The sequence below is a fragment of the Veillonella sp. genome, assembly GCF_018364065.1.
In the GTDB taxonomy this organism is placed as follows: domain Bacteria; phylum Bacillota; class Negativicutes; order Veillonellales; family Veillonellaceae; genus Veillonella_A.
In genome coordinates, this window is record NZ_JAGZMO010000004.1 from 166,969 (window position 1) to 183,620 (window position 16,652).

The window sequence follows — 16,652 nt, forward strand, 5'->3', positions numbered from 1 at the left end:
TTTACATGGAGTACAATAGTATTGCTATTGGCCGTGCAGCGTTGCAGTTGGCCATAACAGAAACCAGGGAAAAAGAGCAGATTTTACGTAAAGAATTACAGGAAAAGGGGATCCGATCCGTAGCCGTTGATTTCGGCGGGCAGTTCGTGCAGTCCATTCCGAAAATCATTGAACACGCCGTAGTAGCGGCGCAGCGTCAAAAAGTAGTGGCTGATAACCATATCGGCGAAGGTGCTGTAATCGGAGCTACCCAGGAAGCGTTGGAACAGTTGAAGCGTAAAGCTATTGGCCTTAACGTGGGCGGTAAAATCGGCATTGCCCGATACCGCGAACACATTAGCGTAGCCATTTACATTGGCGTTGGCATCTTGCACCTTAACGAAATCGCTGTGGCCATTGCACATCGAAGCTTGCCGGCGAATGAAGGTTAAGGTATAACCGTTAAAGCATAATCGTTAAATCACAGTTGGAAAACCTAATAAATGAAGATTAGAGACCTGAGGGGACTTGAGAGTGTTCCGGATGGTCTCTTTTAACGTGGGGGCGCTTATTTGTGAAAATTAGAAGCTATTTGAAACTATCGAATCTATCATTATTAGCACCAATAGACGAACAGGAGAATGCATCGGACGTTTTATTGATAATACAGATTTGACGACGGTTCAAAAAAATATAAGTTTAAAACTCTCCAAGTCCAATTTAAAAATATGTTATAATATTTAGATAGACAAATTGACAGGATTTCCTAGTTACCAATAATTATCAAACGGAGAATAATAATGAAAGAGTTTCCTTCCAATTTTTTTGAAGAAGCAAATTTTATAAAATCGAAAATAGATTATAATTTCCTTGACTTAAAGCCAGGTGAGCAGGCTTACCATGTGGCATATAATGTGAATGACGGCTTTATTCATATTATGGGCGCCTCCGTGGTATCTGTATTGGAAACCAACAAAGAACAACCGTTCGTTTTCCACCTTTTTACCGACGGATACAGTGAAGAAAACAGTAAGAAAATCGAACAGCTCGCTAAAGACTGGGGCTGTCGTTGCATTTTATATCATTTGGACATGAAGCCTTTTGAAGACTTTCATATCAAAGTAGCCCGTTTCTCACGCATTACCTATGGACGCATCTATATGCCGAAGGTGTTGAAAAAGTATACCGATCACTGCATTTACCTTGATGCGGATACTATGTGTTGTGGTTCTTTACGAGAACTTTGGGAATTGGATATGAATGGGGCAGCCATGGGGGCTGTTTCTGAGCATCCGGAAGCGGTTACTTATCGGGTCGGCTATTTGAATTTGAAAAATGGAAAATACTTCAATGACGGCATTATGTTAATAGACATTAATCAGTGGGAAAAACAGGAAATCACAAAAAAAGCGTTTTCCTATCAGAACGAACCGCCAAAACGCTTTCTGGGACAAAGCCAGGACGTACTAAATTTAGTGTTTGACGGAACTAACTACTTCTTGCCGTCAAAATATAATCGCTCCGGCGGCGATCCGGAAGGTCAGGCGGACACTGTCATTACGCATTGGACAGGACGCCGGAAACCTTGGCAGATGGTCGTTACGGAACGCGATGCACAGTGGCGTATGTACAATGAAAAATCTCCGTGGGAAACAATTACCAATATTCTGCCTATTAAAAAACCGGAGAATTATCACGACTTCCAGCAATGGGGCCGTTACCAGAAATCCTTGGGACATTATGGCAAATATTTACAGGGAATGTTCTGGTATGCCGCACTTCGCACAGTGTATAAATTGGGTGGAAATAAGAAGAATTAAAAAATCGTAGAGAGATAAGAAGGAATAGATCATGAAAATCGCAATTGCCGGGACCGGCTATGTAGGCTTATCCAACGGATTGCTGTTGGCGCAGCACAATGAGGTTGTGGCCTTGGATATTGTGCCGGAAAAAGTAAAACAATTGAATGAGGGCATATCCCCGATTATTGATAAAGAAATTTCGGAATACCTTAAACGGTCGGATATTAACTTTAAGGCAACATTGGATCCGAAAGAAGCATTTACAGATGCGATGTACATTATCATTTCTACGCCGACTAACTATGACCCGAAGAAAAACTTCTTTGATACGTCTTCTGTGGAAGCGGTGATTGAAGAAGTGCTGGATATTAATCCAGATGCAATTATGATTATTAAATCAACGGTACCGGTTGGATTTACTGAAAAGATGCGTCACACATACAATACGGAAAATATTATTTTTTCACCGGAATTCTTGCGAGAAGGTAAGGCTTTGTATGATAATTTATATCCATCCCGCATCGTTGTAGGTGAACGTTCTGAACGAGCTAAAACATTTGCAAAACTCCTTCAAGACGGGGCATTGAAGAAAGACATTGATGTGCTGTTTACCGGTTCAACAGAAGCGGAAGCGATTAAGCTCTTTGCAAACACCTACTTAGCATTGCGTGTGGCTTATTTCAATGAGTTGGATTCCTACGCTGAAATGCGCGGTCTGCACACGGATGAAATTATTCAAGGTGTCAGCTTGGATCCTCGTATTGGTGATTTTTATAACAATCCGTCATTCGGTTATGGCGGCTACTGCTTGCCGAAGGATACAAAACAGCTTTTGGCAAACTATCACGATGTACCACAGAATCTCATGTCCGCAATCGTGGAAGCGAACAGAACTCGTAAAGACCATATAGCGGATATGATTATTCAGAAACAACCGAATATTGTGGGCGTGTACCGCCTCACAATGAAGAGCGAGTCTGATAACTTCAGAGCGTCCGCTATCCAGGGCGTTATGAAGCGTATAAAAGCGAAAGGCATTGAAGTAGTAGTGTACGAACCAACGTTAGATGCTCCTGACTTCTTCAGATCGCGCGTTATTAAAGACTTGGACGAATTCAAGAAGGTCAGCGACGTTATTATTACAAATCGCTGGTCGAAAGAGCTAGACGATGTGGCGGATAAAGTATATACGAGAGATTTATTCGCTAGAGACTAACTTGATGAAGTGTGCTCAAGTTTTCTATTAATCGATATGACATATTGGGAAAAGGATGTGAAGAGATGGGGGCATACAATCCCTTTGATAATTCAAAAACAGTTCTTGTAACCGGAGCAGCCGGGTTTATCGGTTTTCATCTGGCACAACGTCTGTTGGAATTGGACGGAACGGTTATCGGCTTTGACAATGTGAACGACTATTATGATGTATCGCTCAAAGAAAGTCGTTTGGAAATTTTGGCGAAGTATCCAAAGTTTACCTTTATTAAAGGCGATTTGGCAGATAAAGTAGCTGTAGAAGCTATTTTTGATGAATATAAACCGGCTATTGTAGTGAATTTGGCAGCACAGGCCGGCGTTCGCTATAGTATCGATAATCCACAGGTGTATTTGGAGTCCAATATTATCGGCTTCTTCAATATTTTGGAAGCATGCCGTCATCATGAAGTGGAGCACTTGCTTTTTGCCTCCAGTTCGTCTGTATATGGCAATCAGAAGAAAACCCCGTTCTCTACAGACGATAATGTGGATCATCCAATCAGCTTCTACGCGGCAACTAAGAAGTCGAACGAGTTGATGGCGTATACATATAGCCATTTATATGGAATCCCGGCAACAGGACTGCGCTTCTTTACTGTGTATGGCCCGTATGGCCGACCTGATATGGCGTATTTTAAATTTACCAATAAAATTTTCGAAGGTAAGGCCATTCAGATTTATAATGATGGTGACATGTATCGCGATTTTACCTACGTGGATGACATTGTGGAAGGTATCGAGCATATGCTGAATAATCCACCGAAGGAAAATGAACAAGGCGATCGTTATAAGGTGTATAACATTGGCAATAATAAACCGGAAAAACTCATGCACTTCATTGACGTGTTAGAGCAGGCTATCGGCAAAACGGCTGTAAAAGAATATTTGCCTATGCAGCCGGGTGATGTGTATCAGACTTATGCCGATGTAAGTGAGTTGCAGAAAGACTTTGATTTTAAGCCGGCGACCTCTATTGAAGAGGGCATAGGGAAGTTTGCGGCATGGTATAAAGCGTATTACTCGATAAAATGATTTTATATGTATGATTTTGATGATTTCCGGATAATATGGTATAATACGGTACAATATAGTGAAATTTAGGGGATTTCATTATACTAACTTATGAAGGTATTAGAGGTTGGCTTTAGGGAGGGTCAATGGGGCCGGAATTATTATCAGTTATAGTTCCTGTATACAATTGTGAGCTATACTTAAGGGAATGTATTGAATCTTTATGTAATCAAACATATAAAAATCTTGAAATTATATTGATTAATGATGGGGCTACTGATAGAAGTCCGGATATTTGTGATGAGTATGCAAAAAAAGATATTCGTATTCAAGTAATTCATCAAGAAAATAAAGGTCTTAGTGCTGCCCGAAATAGGGGCATAGAGGTAAGTACAGCGAAATATATAACATTTGTGGATTCTGATGATTTCGTATTATTGGAAGCCTTTGAATTGTCAATGGACGCTGTTAAAAAACATAATTTGGATTTTGTTCGTTTTTTGGCGTACAGATCGGGAGACGGTAGTAGTGGTACCGGAGATGTTACGCTAAGTTTGGAAGATGAGTACGAGGAACGAATAAAAAAGTGTATAGCTAATAGCTGGGCAATAGCTTGGGGGAGAGTTTATCGGAAAGAACTTTGGGATAATATAAGATTTCCTGAAGGACGATTTTTCGAAGACACTTTTGTTGCACCTTATATAATAGAAAAGACTAAGCGCTGTGGAACAATAGAAAAAGAACTTTATTTTTATAGAAAAAATCCTTGCGGCATATGTAGTACAAGTATATTTAATTCTAAAAAAAGATTTGACTACGTGTTGGCTTGTGAAGAATATTTGAAGTTTGCCATAGCAAAATCAGTATGTATAGAAGAAGCCAGAGGGGCTTTAATTAAGTCAATATTGTATTATTTGACTGCTTTTTATGGAGCTGATGACAAGAAAGACGAACGATTCGTTTATGCCACTGAGTTACTACGGGCGGAACTTAAATTACCTTATAATCGTCAGCGTTTGAATGGTAAATATCAAATATATATAAAGAGCTTTGACAAATTTGAATTTGTTCATTATGTAAGTGCTAAAGTATCACTATATGCCCAACTTATTAAGAGTTATATAAAATCGAACAAATAATTTAATTTTTGTGGTTGACAAAGTATGTCTTAACAGATATACTATTAAAGTACTCTTTTGAGAGATATAAGAAGTAGAGGCCATCCGCTTCTCACCTGTTATCACGAAGTAACGGGTTGTATAGAGTTATACACGCATAGCATTATTTGTTGTGCTGTATAGAATGACTTAGCTCGTATCGGATGGCGTTATGCCATCCGTTTTTTTATTATATATTACATAACATTTTAAATAACAAAGTATTGTACTTGGAGGTGACTGTTATTAGTAAAGATACACCACGTATTAATGAAGAGATTCGCGCTCGCGAAATCCGTGTAGTAAGTGCTGACAATGAACAGCTGGGGATTATGACTGTTCGTGAAGCATTAGCGTTAGCTGAAGAACATCAGTTAGATTTAGTGGAAGTGGCACCAAACGGTAAACCACCTGTATGCCGTATTATGAACTACGGTAAGTTCCGCTACGAACAACAGAAACGCGAAAAAGAAGCAAAGAAGAAACAGAAGACTTTCACTTTGAAAGAAGTAAAGCTTCGTCCACATATTGAGGATCATGATTTCTACGTTAAAATGAAGAACGCTGCCAAATTCTTGGCAGACGGCAACAAAGTTAAAGTAACAATCATGTTCCGTGGCCGTGAATTGAGCCATCCTGAATTAGGTCAAAATGTTTTAACCCGTTTCGCCAAAGAATTAGGCGAACAAGCTGTAGTAGAGAAAGACGCTAAGCTTGAAGGTCGAAATATGACAATGATATTAGCAAAAAAAGGATAATTTGAGGAGGATAATTAATTATGCCAAAGATTAAAACTCGCCGTGCAGCGGCTAAACGTTTTGCAGTAACCGGTACCGGTGAATTTAAGCGTGCAAAAGCATTCAAGAGCCATATCTTGGAAAAGAAAGCTCCTGGTCGTAAACGCAATCTTCGCAAAGCTGCTTTAGTAAGTAAAGCTGACCACAAACGCGTTTCTAAATGCTTACCATACGCATAAGTCGTTAATTTGTAGATAATGGAGGAAACATAGAATGGCAAGAGTGAAAAAGGGCGTTACAGCTCATGCACGTCATAAGAAAATTTTAAAATTAGCTAAAGGTTACCGTGGTACTCGTAGCCGTTTGTTCAGAAAAGCAAACGAAACAGTAATGAAAGCCGGCTACTATGCTCGTCGTGACCGTCGTGCGAAAAAACGCGAATTCCGTAAATTGTTTATCGCTCGTATCAACGCAGCAAGCCGTATGAACGGTTTAACTTACAGCCGTTTCATCGCAGGCTTAACTAAAGCAGGCGTTGCAGTTGACCGTAAAATGTTAGCTGACTTGGCAGTAAATGATGCAGCAGCATTTGCTAAATTCGTAGAAATCGCTAAAAACGCTTAATAACAAAATACAACTTATAAAACACCAATGAGAGAAGAGAACTTTGTATAAAGTTAGCTTTAATTATTGGTGTTTTTTTTTTATATTTGAGGTGATAAGATATTCAAGTCACAACAAAATAATTTACATTAGATATAAAATAATTTGATTATATAGTTTAGCTAAATGATAATAAAATGAAATTGAGTTATTCCTAGTTAAAAACTAGTGATTAAATAAGCAAATTCGAACGATAATAAAGAAGTATTAATATTAGTCTTAATAGTCAATGTTAAATTCATAGCTACATGTTATAATGAAATAATGTGATAATTATTGATGGAGTGTTTGCGGCTGTTATAAAGTTAAAGCAAAAAGGTTTATGTATTAATTTATTTAGAAAGAGCAGCTAGTACACTATTAAAATACCATGTTTTAAGGTGAGGTGCCCTGTTATGTCAAAAGTAAGAAAAGCTGTTATCCCTGCAGCTGGTTTTGGAACACGTTTTTTACCGGCAACGAAAGTTCAACCGAAGGAAATGCTTCCTATTGTTGATACACCGGCTATCCAGTACATTGTGGAAGAAGCGTTAGCGTCCGGAATTGAAGAAATCTTAATTATTACTGGTCGTAATAAGAGAGCCATTGAAGATCATTTTGACACGAGTGTTGAGTTGGAGCAATTGTTGCAACAGCAGGGAAAGAAAAAGCAATTAGACATGGTGCGCAGATTAGCAGATGTGAAGACTCATTTTATCAGACAGAAAGCACCACGTGGACTGGGTGATGCTATTTATTGTGCCAAGGCTTTTGTAGAAAATGAACCGTTTGCAGTTCTGCTTGGTGATGATGTAGTGTACAATCCGGAGTATCCTTGTTTAAAACAGCTTGTTGATGTTTATAATGTACATAATGGGGTTGTACTAGGAACACAGCGTGTGCCGGAAGAACGTATTAGTTCGTATGGTATTATCTCAGGTGATATGATTGAGGATAACTTGTATAAAGTAAACGGGCTTGTAGAAAAACCAAAAAAGGAGTTAGCGCCATCAAATTTAGCTGTATTAGGACGTTACATATTAACTCCTGAAATATTTGAAGCGTTAGAAAATACTCCTTTAGATGCGGGAAATGAGTTACAACTTACAGATGCTATTGCACAATTGAATGGTTCTGTATATGCACTAGCTTATGATGGTATTCGATATGATATTGGTAATCGCTTGGGGTATTTAAAGGCGATGATTGAATTCGGATTACGCCATGAATTAACAGGTAAAGGATTAAGAGAGTATTTAATGAAGTTAGATATTTCTTCATTTTAAGTATACATCTATTTTTTATCTAGGATTATGTCGCGGAAAAACAAGGAAAGGGTTTGCTATGCTATGAATCAAGAAATTCCTTTGCTAAAACGAAACTGTACATACTTACTGCCTTTATGTTTGTTAATAATTGATTACTTTATGGTGGTTTTAGGGCTAAATAGCGCTTTACATCTTCGTAAGATATGGATGTTTCCACCTGTAAGTGAATCATTTTATATACGCAGTATTTATATTTACTTGATAGCACCGGCATTGTTTCTATTCATGCAATTTCTTACCAATTGTTATGAGATTGCATTGCCTTACTGGGACCGTGTTCGAAATATATTTAAAGGCGTTTCCTATAGTGTTTTGCTCACTGTATTTTTAATGTATGCAGCTAATGTGGCCGGAGATGTGTCACGTCTATTTATATTATTTTCCTGGATACTTACCTTCATATGGGTGTTGGTAGGGCGCTATACGTTAGAGCGCATATTAATTTATAAAGGTATCCTTAAAATTCCTGTAATCATTATTGGAGCAGGAAAAACGGCAGAATTACTACTAAAATCTTTTGAACGACATCCGATCATGCGTTATGAAATCGTAGGGTTTATTGATGATAATCCAGTTTGCAAGACTCTAGTAAGAAAATATCCTTTACTCGGTGGATTTTATGATATTGAAAATATAGTGCGCAACAGCAAGATTGAACATGTTATTGTGTGTGCGCCGGGATTACCGCCGGAGCAATTAATTACACTCATAAATCGTTTGGAGATATTAGTTAAAAATGTATCCTTTGTACCAGAATTAATCGGCATGCCGGCAGCGAATGTGTCCGTTCAAGGTTTAATGGAAGAGAATATGCTGTTGGTTAGCGTAAAAAACAACTTGGCAAGGCCTTATTATCGATTTGTAAAACGACTCTTTGATATATGCCTGATTATCCTTTCAAGTTGGTTCATTATACCGCTCATGATTTCTATTGCAGCTTTGATTTATATGTCGGATCCTGGCCCTATAGTTTTTCCACATAAGCGAGTAGGACAACACGGAAAGGAGTTTTACTGTTATAAATTTCGATCTATGGTCATCAATGCAGAACAGGCTTTGAGTGAATATTTAAAAGATAATCCTGAAGCGAGAAAAGAATGGTATCGTGATTTTAAGTTAAAGGATGATCCGCGAATTACTAAAATTGGACAATTTTTACGAAAGACAAGTCTTGATGAATTACCACAGTTGTTAAATGTTTTAAAAGGAGAAATGAGCTTGGTTGGACCACGACCTATTGTTTCTGAAGAAGTTGAACGATATGGAGAGTATATTCAAGACTTTTACCTCGTGCCGCCTGGAATTACCGGTGTATGGCAGGTGAGTGGCCGTAGTGACACGACCTATGATGAACGCGTTCGTATGGACTCCTGGTATGTGCATAATTGGTCAGTTTGGGTTGATATTGTATATTTGGTTAAAACAATTTCGGTAGTAATTAAACGTAAAGGGGCATATTGATTGTGATAAAATTAGCACTTTTAAATAATTTATGTTGGAGGCTCAGAGATGAATATATATGATTATTTAATTGTTGGTGCAGGGCCATTCGGCTCTGTGTTCGCTCATGAAGCATATAAACGTGGTAAAAAAGTGTTAGTTATAGATCGTCGAAATCATATTGGTGGCAATATGTATTGCGAAAATAAAGATGGCATCAATATTCACGTATATGGAGCTCATATTTTCCATACCTCTATGAAATATGTATGGGATTATGTAAATCAATTCGCAACTTTTAATAACTATGTGAATTCTCCAGTAGCTAATTATAAGGGCGAAATATATAACTTGCCGTTTAATATGAACACATTCAGTAAAATGTGGGGCATTTCAACTCCGGATGAAGCAAAAGCTATTATTGAGAAGCAACGTTCAGTGATTACTGATATTCCTAAAAACCTGGAAGAACAGGCTATTAGTTTAGTAGGTACCGATATTTACGAAAAGCTCATTAAAGGCTATACAGAAAAACAATGGGGACGTCCTTGCACGGAAATTCCTTCCTTTATTATCAAACGCTTACCGGTTCGTTATACCTATGATAACAACTATTTTAATGATCGTTACCAGGGAATTCCCGAAGGTGGTTATACTAAACTCATTGAAAATATCTTAGAAGGTATTGAAGTTCGTTTAGGCGTAGATTTTATTAAAGAACGGGAAGAATTATCTAAGATAGCGGATAAAATTGTATATACAGGTCCAATTGATGAGTACTATAATTATGAATTCGGTCAATTGGAGTATCGTGGTTTGCGTTTTGAAACTGAATGTTTAGAAACAGAAAATTATCAAGGCGTAGCCGTAGTGAATTATACAGATGATGATGTACCTTATACTCGAATTATTGAACATAAACATTTTGAATTTGGTAAACAACCGGTTTCGTATGTGACGAAAGAATATCCGGCAGATTGGAAAGTAGGCGATGAAGCATATTATCCTGTAAATAATCAGAAAAACCAGGACTTATACACTAAATATGCGTTAAAAGCCAAGGAAGAAAATAATGTAATCTTTGGTGGGCGTTTAGCCGAGTATGTGTATTATGATATGGATAAAGTAATTGCAAGTGCATTACGCTTAGTGGAAAAGGAATTAAATTAAGTGGTTAATATTAAGATTCTTGTAGCGACTCATAAACAATATTGGATGCCTTCCGATAATGTGTATATGCCAATTCATGTAGGTAAAGAAGGAATGCAGGATTTAGGTTATATAGGCGATAATACAGGGGACAATATTTCGCTTAAAAATCCTAATTATTGTGAATTAACTGCTTTATATTGGGCCTGGAAAAACTTAGAGGCCGATTATATAGGGCTTGTTCATTATAGACGGTATTTTACAAATAAAGAGGTTCGTAATTTAGATAAGAAGAAGCATCAAATTCTTACTGGTGAAAAATGGCAAGAATTGCTATCCAATTATCCGGCAGTAGTAGCTGATAAGCGTAAATATTATATTGAAAGTAATCGCTCTCATTATAATCATGCGCACTATAGTACAGGGCTGGATGTAACAGAGCAAATTATAAGAGAAGTTTGTCCTGATTATAGTTATGCATTTGATCTGGTGTGCAATCGTACATGGGCACACATGTTTAATATGTTTGTAATGAGAAGAGATTTATATAATCGGTATTGCGAATGGCTATTTACTATTTTATTCGAATTAGAGAAGCGAATAGATATTTCAGAATATGATACATATGAAGCTCGGGTATTCGGTTTTGTCAGTGAAATACTGCTAGACGTTTGGCTTGAAAAAAATAACATTCTCTATAAAGAACAAAATGTTTCATTTATGGAGAAACAGAATTGGTTAAAAAAAGGAGGGCGTTTTGTTTTTAGAAAAATACGGAGTTTTATTTAGTAAAATGTTAGTTTATTAAAGAGGTCGCAATGGTAAATAGCAAAATTGATATATTATATAATTATATGCCTTTATTAAAGGAATTAGTTTTAAGAGATTTACGGATTAAATATCGAAAATCTTTTTTTGGATATTTATGGAGTTTAATGAACCCTTTAATGATGATGTGTATCCTGACAATAGTTTTTTCGCATGTCTTCAGATTTGATTTACCTAATTATTCTTTGTATTTAATTATAGGGCAAGTTGTATTTAATTTTGTTTCAGAATCTACTACTTCAGCTATGTACGGAATAGTTGGTAATGCAGCATTACTTAAAAAAGTATATGTACCAAAGATAATATTCCCATTATCAAGAGTACTATCTAGTTTTGTAACAATGTTATTTAGTATGGTTGCAATTTTTATTGTTATGATTGTTACAAATGTACATATTACAAAAAAATTGATACTATTGCCAATACCATTATTACTCCTTTTGGTTTTTTCGTTAGGTGTTAGCTTGATAGTATCTTCTGTTGCAGTTTATTTTCGAGATATGTTTCATCTTTATGGTGTTTTTACAACTGCATGGTCTTTTTTAACACCTATTTTTTATCCATTTACTATTGTCCCAGAAGAGTTTAAACAAATTTTATTATTAAATCCACTTTATTATATTTTATTGTATTTTAGAGAAATTATTTTAAATAATACAATACCATCAATTGAATTAACGGTGTTATGTTTTCTTGTAAGTTTTTTTACTTTAATTGTGGGAACGCTTATCTTCCGAAAACTACAAAATAACTTCTTAATGTATATATAATATAAACTTTATTATTGCTGGAGAAAATTATGGATTGTATTTCGATTAAAAATGTGAGTATGGAATTTTATTTAGCTGAAGAGCAATTTTCAGGCTTAAAAGATTTTGTCATTATGGCAACAAAGCGCCGGCTAAAATTCAAGAAATTTTGTGCTTTAAAAAATATTAATTTAGAGATAAAAAAAGGAGAATCATGGGCACTAATAGGTGAAAATGGATGTGGAAAAAGTACTTTATTAAAGGTCATTTCAGGCATATATAAACCAACAAAAGGAGTAGTACGAGTTAACGGATCTATTGCTCCATTAATTGAATTGGGCGCCGGATTTGACTCTGAACTTACAGCACGTGAAAATATATACTTAAATGGAGCTGTATTGGGGCATAGTAAGAAAGTAATGAACCAATATTTTGATGAGATTATAGAATTTTCGGAATTAAAAGATTTTTTAGATGTTCCTATTAAAAATTTCTCATCAGGGATGGTGGCTCGTTTAGGTTTTGCAATTGCAACAGCAATCAAAGCAGACATAATAATCATTGATGAAATACTAGCAGTAGGTGATTATGCATTTCAACAGAAATGTTATAAACGAATGGAAGAAATGAAAAAAAATGGGACCACAATTATTTTTGTTTCTCATGATGAAGATCAAGTAAGAAGTATGTGTAAGAATGCAGTTTGGATTTCGCATGGTGAAATCCAAGCTATTGGTGAAACTAAAGACGTATGTGATTTATATAAAGAATATATAACGAATAAATAGAGGTGATTAAATGAATGATATTGTTGCTATTGTAGTGACATATAATAGACTTGAGCTATTAAAAGAATGCATTCAGAGTTTGCAAAGTCAGAGTATACCTTTAGATATTTTAGTAGTTGATAATAATTCAAATGATGGGACTAGAGATTACGTTGAAAGTCTTGTTTTAGATCAAGAAAATATTATTTATAGAAACACAGGTAAAAATCTAGGAGGAGCAGGTGGTTTTAATTTTGGAGTGAAACAAGCTGCTAATTTAAACTATAAATACGTATGGATAATGGATGATGATTGTATTGTTCAGCAAAATACATTAACTGAATTTTTAAACTTTACAGGAAAAAATAAAGAAACATATGGTTTTTTAGCAAGTAAAGTGTTATGGAGAGACAGTTCTTTATGTACTATGAATATACAACGAAAGAGTGTTTATAGAAATGTTACTGTGAAGGAATTTAATGAACCTATAATAAAAGTAAAAATGTCATCATTTGTTTCTTTGTTTATTCCGATGTGTGTAGTGAAAGAGGTTGGATTTCCAATAAAAGATTTTTTTATATGGTCAGATGATTGGGAGTATACGCGAAGAATATCTAGAAAATATACTTGTTATTTATTAAATAATTCAACTGTAGTTCATAAGAGTAAATCAAATAAGGGCGCAGATATTTCGACTGCTGATTGGAGAAATATTGATCGGTTTAATTACTTATATAGAAATGATGTTTATTTGTATAGACGTGAGGGAGTTTTAGGATGGACATATCAGGCGTTTAGATTGCCATATCATATCTTAAAAGTTTTGTTAAAAGCACCAAATAATAAAATAAAACGTATAGGTATTATTGTCCGAGCAACACTAAAAGGATTAACCTTTTATCCTAATATAGAGTTTTAAAATTGGTAAAATTTATGGAAAAGATAAGCGTAGTAATACCAACGAATAGGGGCTCATGTATTGAGAAAATAATAAGTGATTGCATTATTCCTTATAAAGGTAAACTTTTTGTTTTCGAAATCCATGATAGTAGTAAAGATAATCAAATAGAGAATTTAATAAAAGAAGTGACTCAATCTTGTGAAATAAATCTGCTATATAAATCTTATCAAACAGATATTAGTGCTGATAATAAGGCAATTAAAGCTATTGAGTCTGTTTCAACGGCTTATTTTTGGTTAATGGGAGATGGAAACTTAGTTGATTTCAATCAAATTGAATCAATCTTATTAAAAGAAAAATATTATTTATATAAGGTAATTAATGTTGATATTGCTAGTAGAAGGGGGCATCTAAATCAAGACTCTGATAAGAAAATAAATTGTATATATGAGGAAGAGGAGTGGTTAGTATATTGCCGTAAGTATTTTTCAAGATTGACGTATTGGGGAGCTCAAATAATACAAACAAGTTTTTATCATCAAGTTTTTTCGCTCAATATTATAGATAAATATATTGAAAGGGAAATTCCTTGGTGGATTGCGTTTAGTTTATTAGAATTAATAGAGCGTGAATGTAAAAAGAAGAATAAATTGGGTTATATTTATACTAATTTTATATCTTACAATCCTAATAAAAAAGATCATTGGTGGACACATGATGAAAGATATTATGTATATGTGTTCAATAAGATTAATGAGGGCTTTTCGATTTTACCTGCAATTTTTAAAAGTATAGAATATCAAGCTATTGATTTTTTTAGAAAAGATGCACTTATGTCTAATAGTTATTTAATATTTTTAAGGAGTATTGGGGTAATAAATCTAGTGTGGGTTAAAAAGTACAGAAACTCAATAAATGTCATCAAGGGAGATTATTTGAAATTGCGTATTATATCTTTAATACCAATTTGGGTCGCAAAAGTATTAATGTACTTTAAGCAATATATTAAGTTATTAAGAAATGTTTTTTGTTTTAGGAGGAGACAATGAAAGTTGTATTGTTAGCAGGTGGCTTTGGAACTAGGATTTCTGAAGAAAGTCAATATAAACCTAAGCCTATGTTAGAGATTGGTGAAATGCCAATTTTGTGGCATATAATGAAGTCATATAATTATTATGGATTTAATGAATTTATTATTTGCGCGGGATATAAACAACATTATATTAAAGAATGGTTTGCAGATTATTTTCTGCATACATCAGATATTACATTCGATTTTACTCAAGGAAATAAAATGATTGTTCATAATAGAACTTGTGAACCATGGAAAGTAACTGTTGTTGATACCGGATTAAATACTATGACTGGTGGACGAATAAAACGAATAGAAGAGTATGTTCAAGGTGAAACATTTATGATGACCTATGGTGATGGAGTATGTGATGTGAATATACTTGACTTATTAAATTTCCATAAAAAACATCATAAGATTGCGACATTAACTGCAGTACAATTGGAACAATCAAAAGGGATATTGAATATAGGTTCTGACAATGCAGTTCAATCATTTAGAGAAAAATCAGCTAGAGATAGTGCACCGATAAATGCTGGCTTCATGGTCTTAGAACCTGAAATTTTTGAATATATTGATGGTGATGACTGTATTTTTGAAAGAAAACCATTAGAGGAGTTGGCAAAAGAAAAGCAATTGATGAGCTATATGCATAAGGGCTTTTGGCAATGTATGGATACTAAACGAGAAAAAGATGAATTAGAAAAATTGTGGAAATCGGGTGCTGCACCTTGGAAGGTATGGGAGGATTAAATATGTATTTTGATAAAGATTTTTATAAAAATAAAAGAGTATTGGTGACAGGTCATACTGGCTTTAAAGGATCTTGGCTTTGTAAAATTCTGGCTAACTTAGGCGCTGATGTCAGCGGATACTCCTTGAAACCACCTACAAATCCAGCTTTATTTACAATTGCAGATATTGATAAAGATATTAAATCTTTTATTGGAGATATTAGAGATTTTTTTACTTTAAAAAAGGTTTTTGATGAGATAAAGCCTGAAATTGTTTTTCATCTTGCGGCACAACCAATAGTTCGAGATAGTTATCAGAATCCTGTATATACTTATGAGACAAACGTTATGGGAACTGTTAATGTTTTAGAATGTATTAGATTAAGCGACACAGTAGTATCTTTTTTAAATATTACTACTGACAAAGTATATAAAAACAATGAATGGGAATGGGGTTATAGAGAAAATGAACCCCTCGACGGTTACGATCCATATTCAAACTCTAAATCCTGCAGTGAATTAGTCACTCATGCTTATCGTAATAGTTTTTTTGAGGAAAGAAATGTTAGTATATCTACAGCTCGAGCCGGTAATGTAATCGGTGGCGGTGATTTCGCTAATGATAGAATTATACCGGATTGTATAAGAGCTGTAGTAGAAAAAAAAGATATAGTAGTTCGCAATCCATTTTCAACAAGACCATATCAACATGTATTAGAACCACTTATGGCATATTTAATGATTGCATATAAACAATATAACAATAAGTCATTTGAAGGTTATTATAATGTTGGGCCTGATGATAGAGATTGTTTTGAAACGGGGCGCTTAGTTGATTTATTTGTTTCAAAATGGGGAGAAGGTATTAAATGGATAAATCAATATGATGGAGGACCTCATGAAGCTAATTTCTTAAAATTGGACTGTTCTAAATTAAAGAAAGTATTTGGTTGGGAGCCTAAATGGGATTTGGAATTAGCTATTGAGAAGGTTGTTGAATGGAACAAATGTTGGCTTTTAGATGGTGATATTAGAGAATGTATGGATAAACAAATATCCGAGTTCTTAAAATAACTTAGTAAATGGAAATGGAGATTGG

The 16,652-nt window shown here is 35.0% G+C and carries 18 protein-coding genes; all 18 read left to right on the forward strand.

The features are described 5' to 3' along the window. Positions 1 to 5 precede the first annotated feature (5 nt). The 18 genes from KHZ77_RS05655 (at position 6) to rfbG (ending at position 16,627) form a co-directional block, all read left to right on the forward strand. Positions 6 to 431: a HutP family protein gene (locus tag KHZ77_RS05655; RefSeq protein ID WP_295196531.1), complete on the forward strand. Its 426-nt coding sequence runs from the start codon at positions 6 to 8 to the stop codon at positions 429 to 431. 450 nt (positions 432 to 881) lie between these two features. After that, positions 882 to 1,799: a glycosyltransferase family 8 protein gene (locus KHZ77_RS05660; protein ID WP_295196532.1), complete on the forward strand. Its 918-nt coding sequence runs from the start codon at positions 882 to 884 to the stop codon at positions 1,797 to 1,799. A 31-nt stretch (positions 1,800 to 1,830) separates the two neighbouring features. Beyond that, entirely contained in the window at positions 1,831 to 2,997 is a 1,167-nt protein-coding gene (locus tag KHZ77_RS05665) for a nucleotide sugar dehydrogenase (protein ID WP_295196534.1), read from the forward strand. A gap of 65 nt (positions 2,998 to 3,062) precedes the next feature. Next, a complete protein-coding gene (locus KHZ77_RS05670; RefSeq protein WP_295196535.1) occupies positions 3,063 to 4,070 on the forward strand; it encodes an NAD-dependent epimerase in 1,008 nt (335 codons plus the stop codon). 125 nt (positions 4,071 to 4,195) lie between these two features. After that, entirely contained in the window at positions 4,196 to 5,188 is a 993-nt protein-coding gene (locus tag KHZ77_RS05675) for a glycosyltransferase family 2 protein (protein ID WP_295196537.1), read from the forward strand. 254 nt (positions 5,189 to 5,442) lie between these two features. Further along, positions 5,443 to 5,964, forward strand: coding sequence for a translation initiation factor IF-3 (gene infC, locus KHZ77_RS05680; protein ID WP_295196539.1), 522 nt, complete (start codon positions 5,443 to 5,445; stop codon positions 5,962 to 5,964). Positions 5,965 to 5,984: 20 nt separating this feature from the next. After that, the gene (gene rpmI / locus KHZ77_RS05685; RefSeq protein ID WP_295196540.1) at positions 5,985 to 6,182 is read left to right on the forward strand and encodes a 50S ribosomal protein L35; all 198 of its coding nucleotides are present in this window, start codon (positions 5,985 to 5,987) and stop codon (positions 6,180 to 6,182) included. 34 nt (positions 6,183 to 6,216) lie between these two features. Further along, positions 6,217 to 6,567, forward strand: a complete 351-nt coding sequence (rplT, locus tag KHZ77_RS05690; RefSeq protein ID WP_295196542.1) for a 50S ribosomal protein L20 — start codon at positions 6,217 to 6,219, stop codon at positions 6,565 to 6,567. 434 nt (positions 6,568 to 7,001) lie between these two features. After that, a complete protein-coding gene (gene galU, locus KHZ77_RS05695) occupies positions 7,002 to 7,871 on the forward strand; it encodes a UTP--glucose-1-phosphate uridylyltransferase GalU (RefSeq protein ID WP_295196544.1) in 870 nt (289 codons plus the stop codon). 63 nt (positions 7,872 to 7,934) lie between these two features. Continuing rightward, the gene (wbaP, locus tag KHZ77_RS05700; RefSeq protein WP_295196545.1) at positions 7,935 to 9,374 is read left to right on the forward strand and encodes an undecaprenyl-phosphate galactose phosphotransferase WbaP; all 1,440 of its coding nucleotides are present in this window, start codon (positions 7,935 to 7,937) and stop codon (positions 9,372 to 9,374) included. A gap of 48 nt (positions 9,375 to 9,422) precedes the next feature. Continuing rightward, complete coding sequence (gene glf, locus KHZ77_RS05705) at positions 9,423 to 10,523, forward strand: UDP-galactopyranose mutase (protein WP_295196547.1); 1,101 nt, start codon at positions 9,423 to 9,425, stop codon at positions 10,521 to 10,523. Continuing rightward, positions 10,524 to 11,291, forward strand: coding sequence for a DUF4422 domain-containing protein (locus tag KHZ77_RS05710; RefSeq protein WP_295196549.1), 768 nt, complete (start codon positions 10,524 to 10,526; stop codon positions 11,289 to 11,291). It begins immediately after the preceding gene. Between the two features lie 29 nt (positions 11,292 to 11,320). After that, positions 11,321 to 12,100, forward strand: coding sequence for an ABC transporter permease (locus KHZ77_RS05715; protein WP_295196551.1), 780 nt, complete (start codon positions 11,321 to 11,323; stop codon positions 12,098 to 12,100). 29 nt (positions 12,101 to 12,129) lie between these two features. Further along, positions 12,130 to 12,867, forward strand: a complete 738-nt coding sequence (locus KHZ77_RS05720) for an ABC transporter ATP-binding protein (protein ID WP_295196553.1) — start codon at positions 12,130 to 12,132, stop codon at positions 12,865 to 12,867. Positions 12,868 to 12,877: 10 nt separating this feature from the next. After that, complete coding sequence (locus KHZ77_RS05725; RefSeq protein WP_295196555.1) at positions 12,878 to 13,765, forward strand: glycosyltransferase family 2 protein; 888 nt, start codon at positions 12,878 to 12,880, stop codon at positions 13,763 to 13,765. A gap of 14 nt (positions 13,766 to 13,779) precedes the next feature. Beyond that, positions 13,780 to 14,796, forward strand: a complete 1,017-nt coding sequence (locus KHZ77_RS05730) for a hypothetical protein (protein ID WP_295196557.1) — start codon at positions 13,780 to 13,782, stop codon at positions 14,794 to 14,796. Continuing rightward, positions 14,793 to 15,572 carry a glucose-1-phosphate cytidylyltransferase gene (rfbF, locus tag KHZ77_RS05735; RefSeq protein ID WP_295196559.1) on the forward strand — a complete coding sequence of 260 codons (780 nt, stop codon included), beginning with the start codon at positions 14,793 to 14,795 and terminating at the stop codon, positions 15,570 to 15,572. Before KHZ77_RS05730 ends, rfbF begins: the two co-directional genes overlap by 4 nt. Before the next feature lie 2 nt (positions 15,573 to 15,574). Then, the gene (gene rfbG, locus KHZ77_RS05740) at positions 15,575 to 16,627 is read left to right on the forward strand and encodes a CDP-glucose 4,6-dehydratase (protein ID WP_295196560.1); all 1,053 of its coding nucleotides are present in this window, start codon (positions 15,575 to 15,577) and stop codon (positions 16,625 to 16,627) included. The last annotated feature ends 25 nt before the right edge of the window (positions 16,628 to 16,652 follow it).

Bases quoted from the DNA above. Each gene is read 5' to 3' on its own strand.
- KHZ77_RS05655 (WP_295196531.1), top strand. From the start codon at position 6: ATGGAGTACAATAGTATTGCTATTGGCCGTGCAGCGTTGCAGTTGGCC.
- KHZ77_RS05665 (WP_295196534.1), top strand. From the start codon at position 1,831: ATGAAAATCGCAATTGCCGGGACCGGCTATGTAGGCTTATCCAACGGA.
- KHZ77_RS05670 (WP_295196535.1), top strand. From the start codon at position 3,063: ATGGGGGCATACAATCCCTTTGATAATTCAAAAACAGTTCTTGTAACC.
- KHZ77_RS05675 (WP_295196537.1), top strand. From the start codon at position 4,196: ATGGGGCCGGAATTATTATCAGTTATAGTTCCTGTATACAATTGTGAG.
- rpmI (WP_295196540.1), top strand. From the start codon at position 5,985: ATGCCAAAGATTAAAACTCGCCGTGCAGCGGCTAAACGTTTTGCAGTA.
- rplT (WP_295196542.1), top strand. From the start codon at position 6,217: ATGGCAAGAGTGAAAAAGGGCGTTACAGCTCATGCACGTCATAAGAAA.
- galU (WP_295196544.1), top strand. From the start codon at position 7,002: ATGTCAAAAGTAAGAAAAGCTGTTATCCCTGCAGCTGGTTTTGGAACA.
- wbaP (WP_295196545.1), top strand. From the start codon at position 7,935: ATGAATCAAGAAATTCCTTTGCTAAAACGAAACTGTACATACTTACTG.
- glf (WP_295196547.1), top strand. From the start codon at position 9,423: ATGAATATATATGATTATTTAATTGTTGGTGCAGGGCCATTCGGCTCT.
- KHZ77_RS05715 (WP_295196551.1), top strand. From the start codon at position 11,321: ATGGTAAATAGCAAAATTGATATATTATATAATTATATGCCTTTATTA.
- KHZ77_RS05720 (WP_295196553.1), top strand. From the start codon at position 12,130: ATGGATTGTATTTCGATTAAAAATGTGAGTATGGAATTTTATTTAGCT.
- KHZ77_RS05725 (WP_295196555.1), top strand. From the start codon at position 12,878: ATGAATGATATTGTTGCTATTGTAGTGACATATAATAGACTTGAGCTA.
- KHZ77_RS05730 (WP_295196557.1), top strand. From the start codon at position 13,780: ATGGAAAAGATAAGCGTAGTAATACCAACGAATAGGGGCTCATGTATT.
- rfbF (WP_295196559.1), top strand. From the start codon at position 14,793: ATGAAAGTTGTATTGTTAGCAGGTGGCTTTGGAACTAGGATTTCTGAA.
- rfbG (WP_295196560.1), top strand. From the start codon at position 15,575: ATGTATTTTGATAAAGATTTTTATAAAAATAAAAGAGTATTGGTGACA.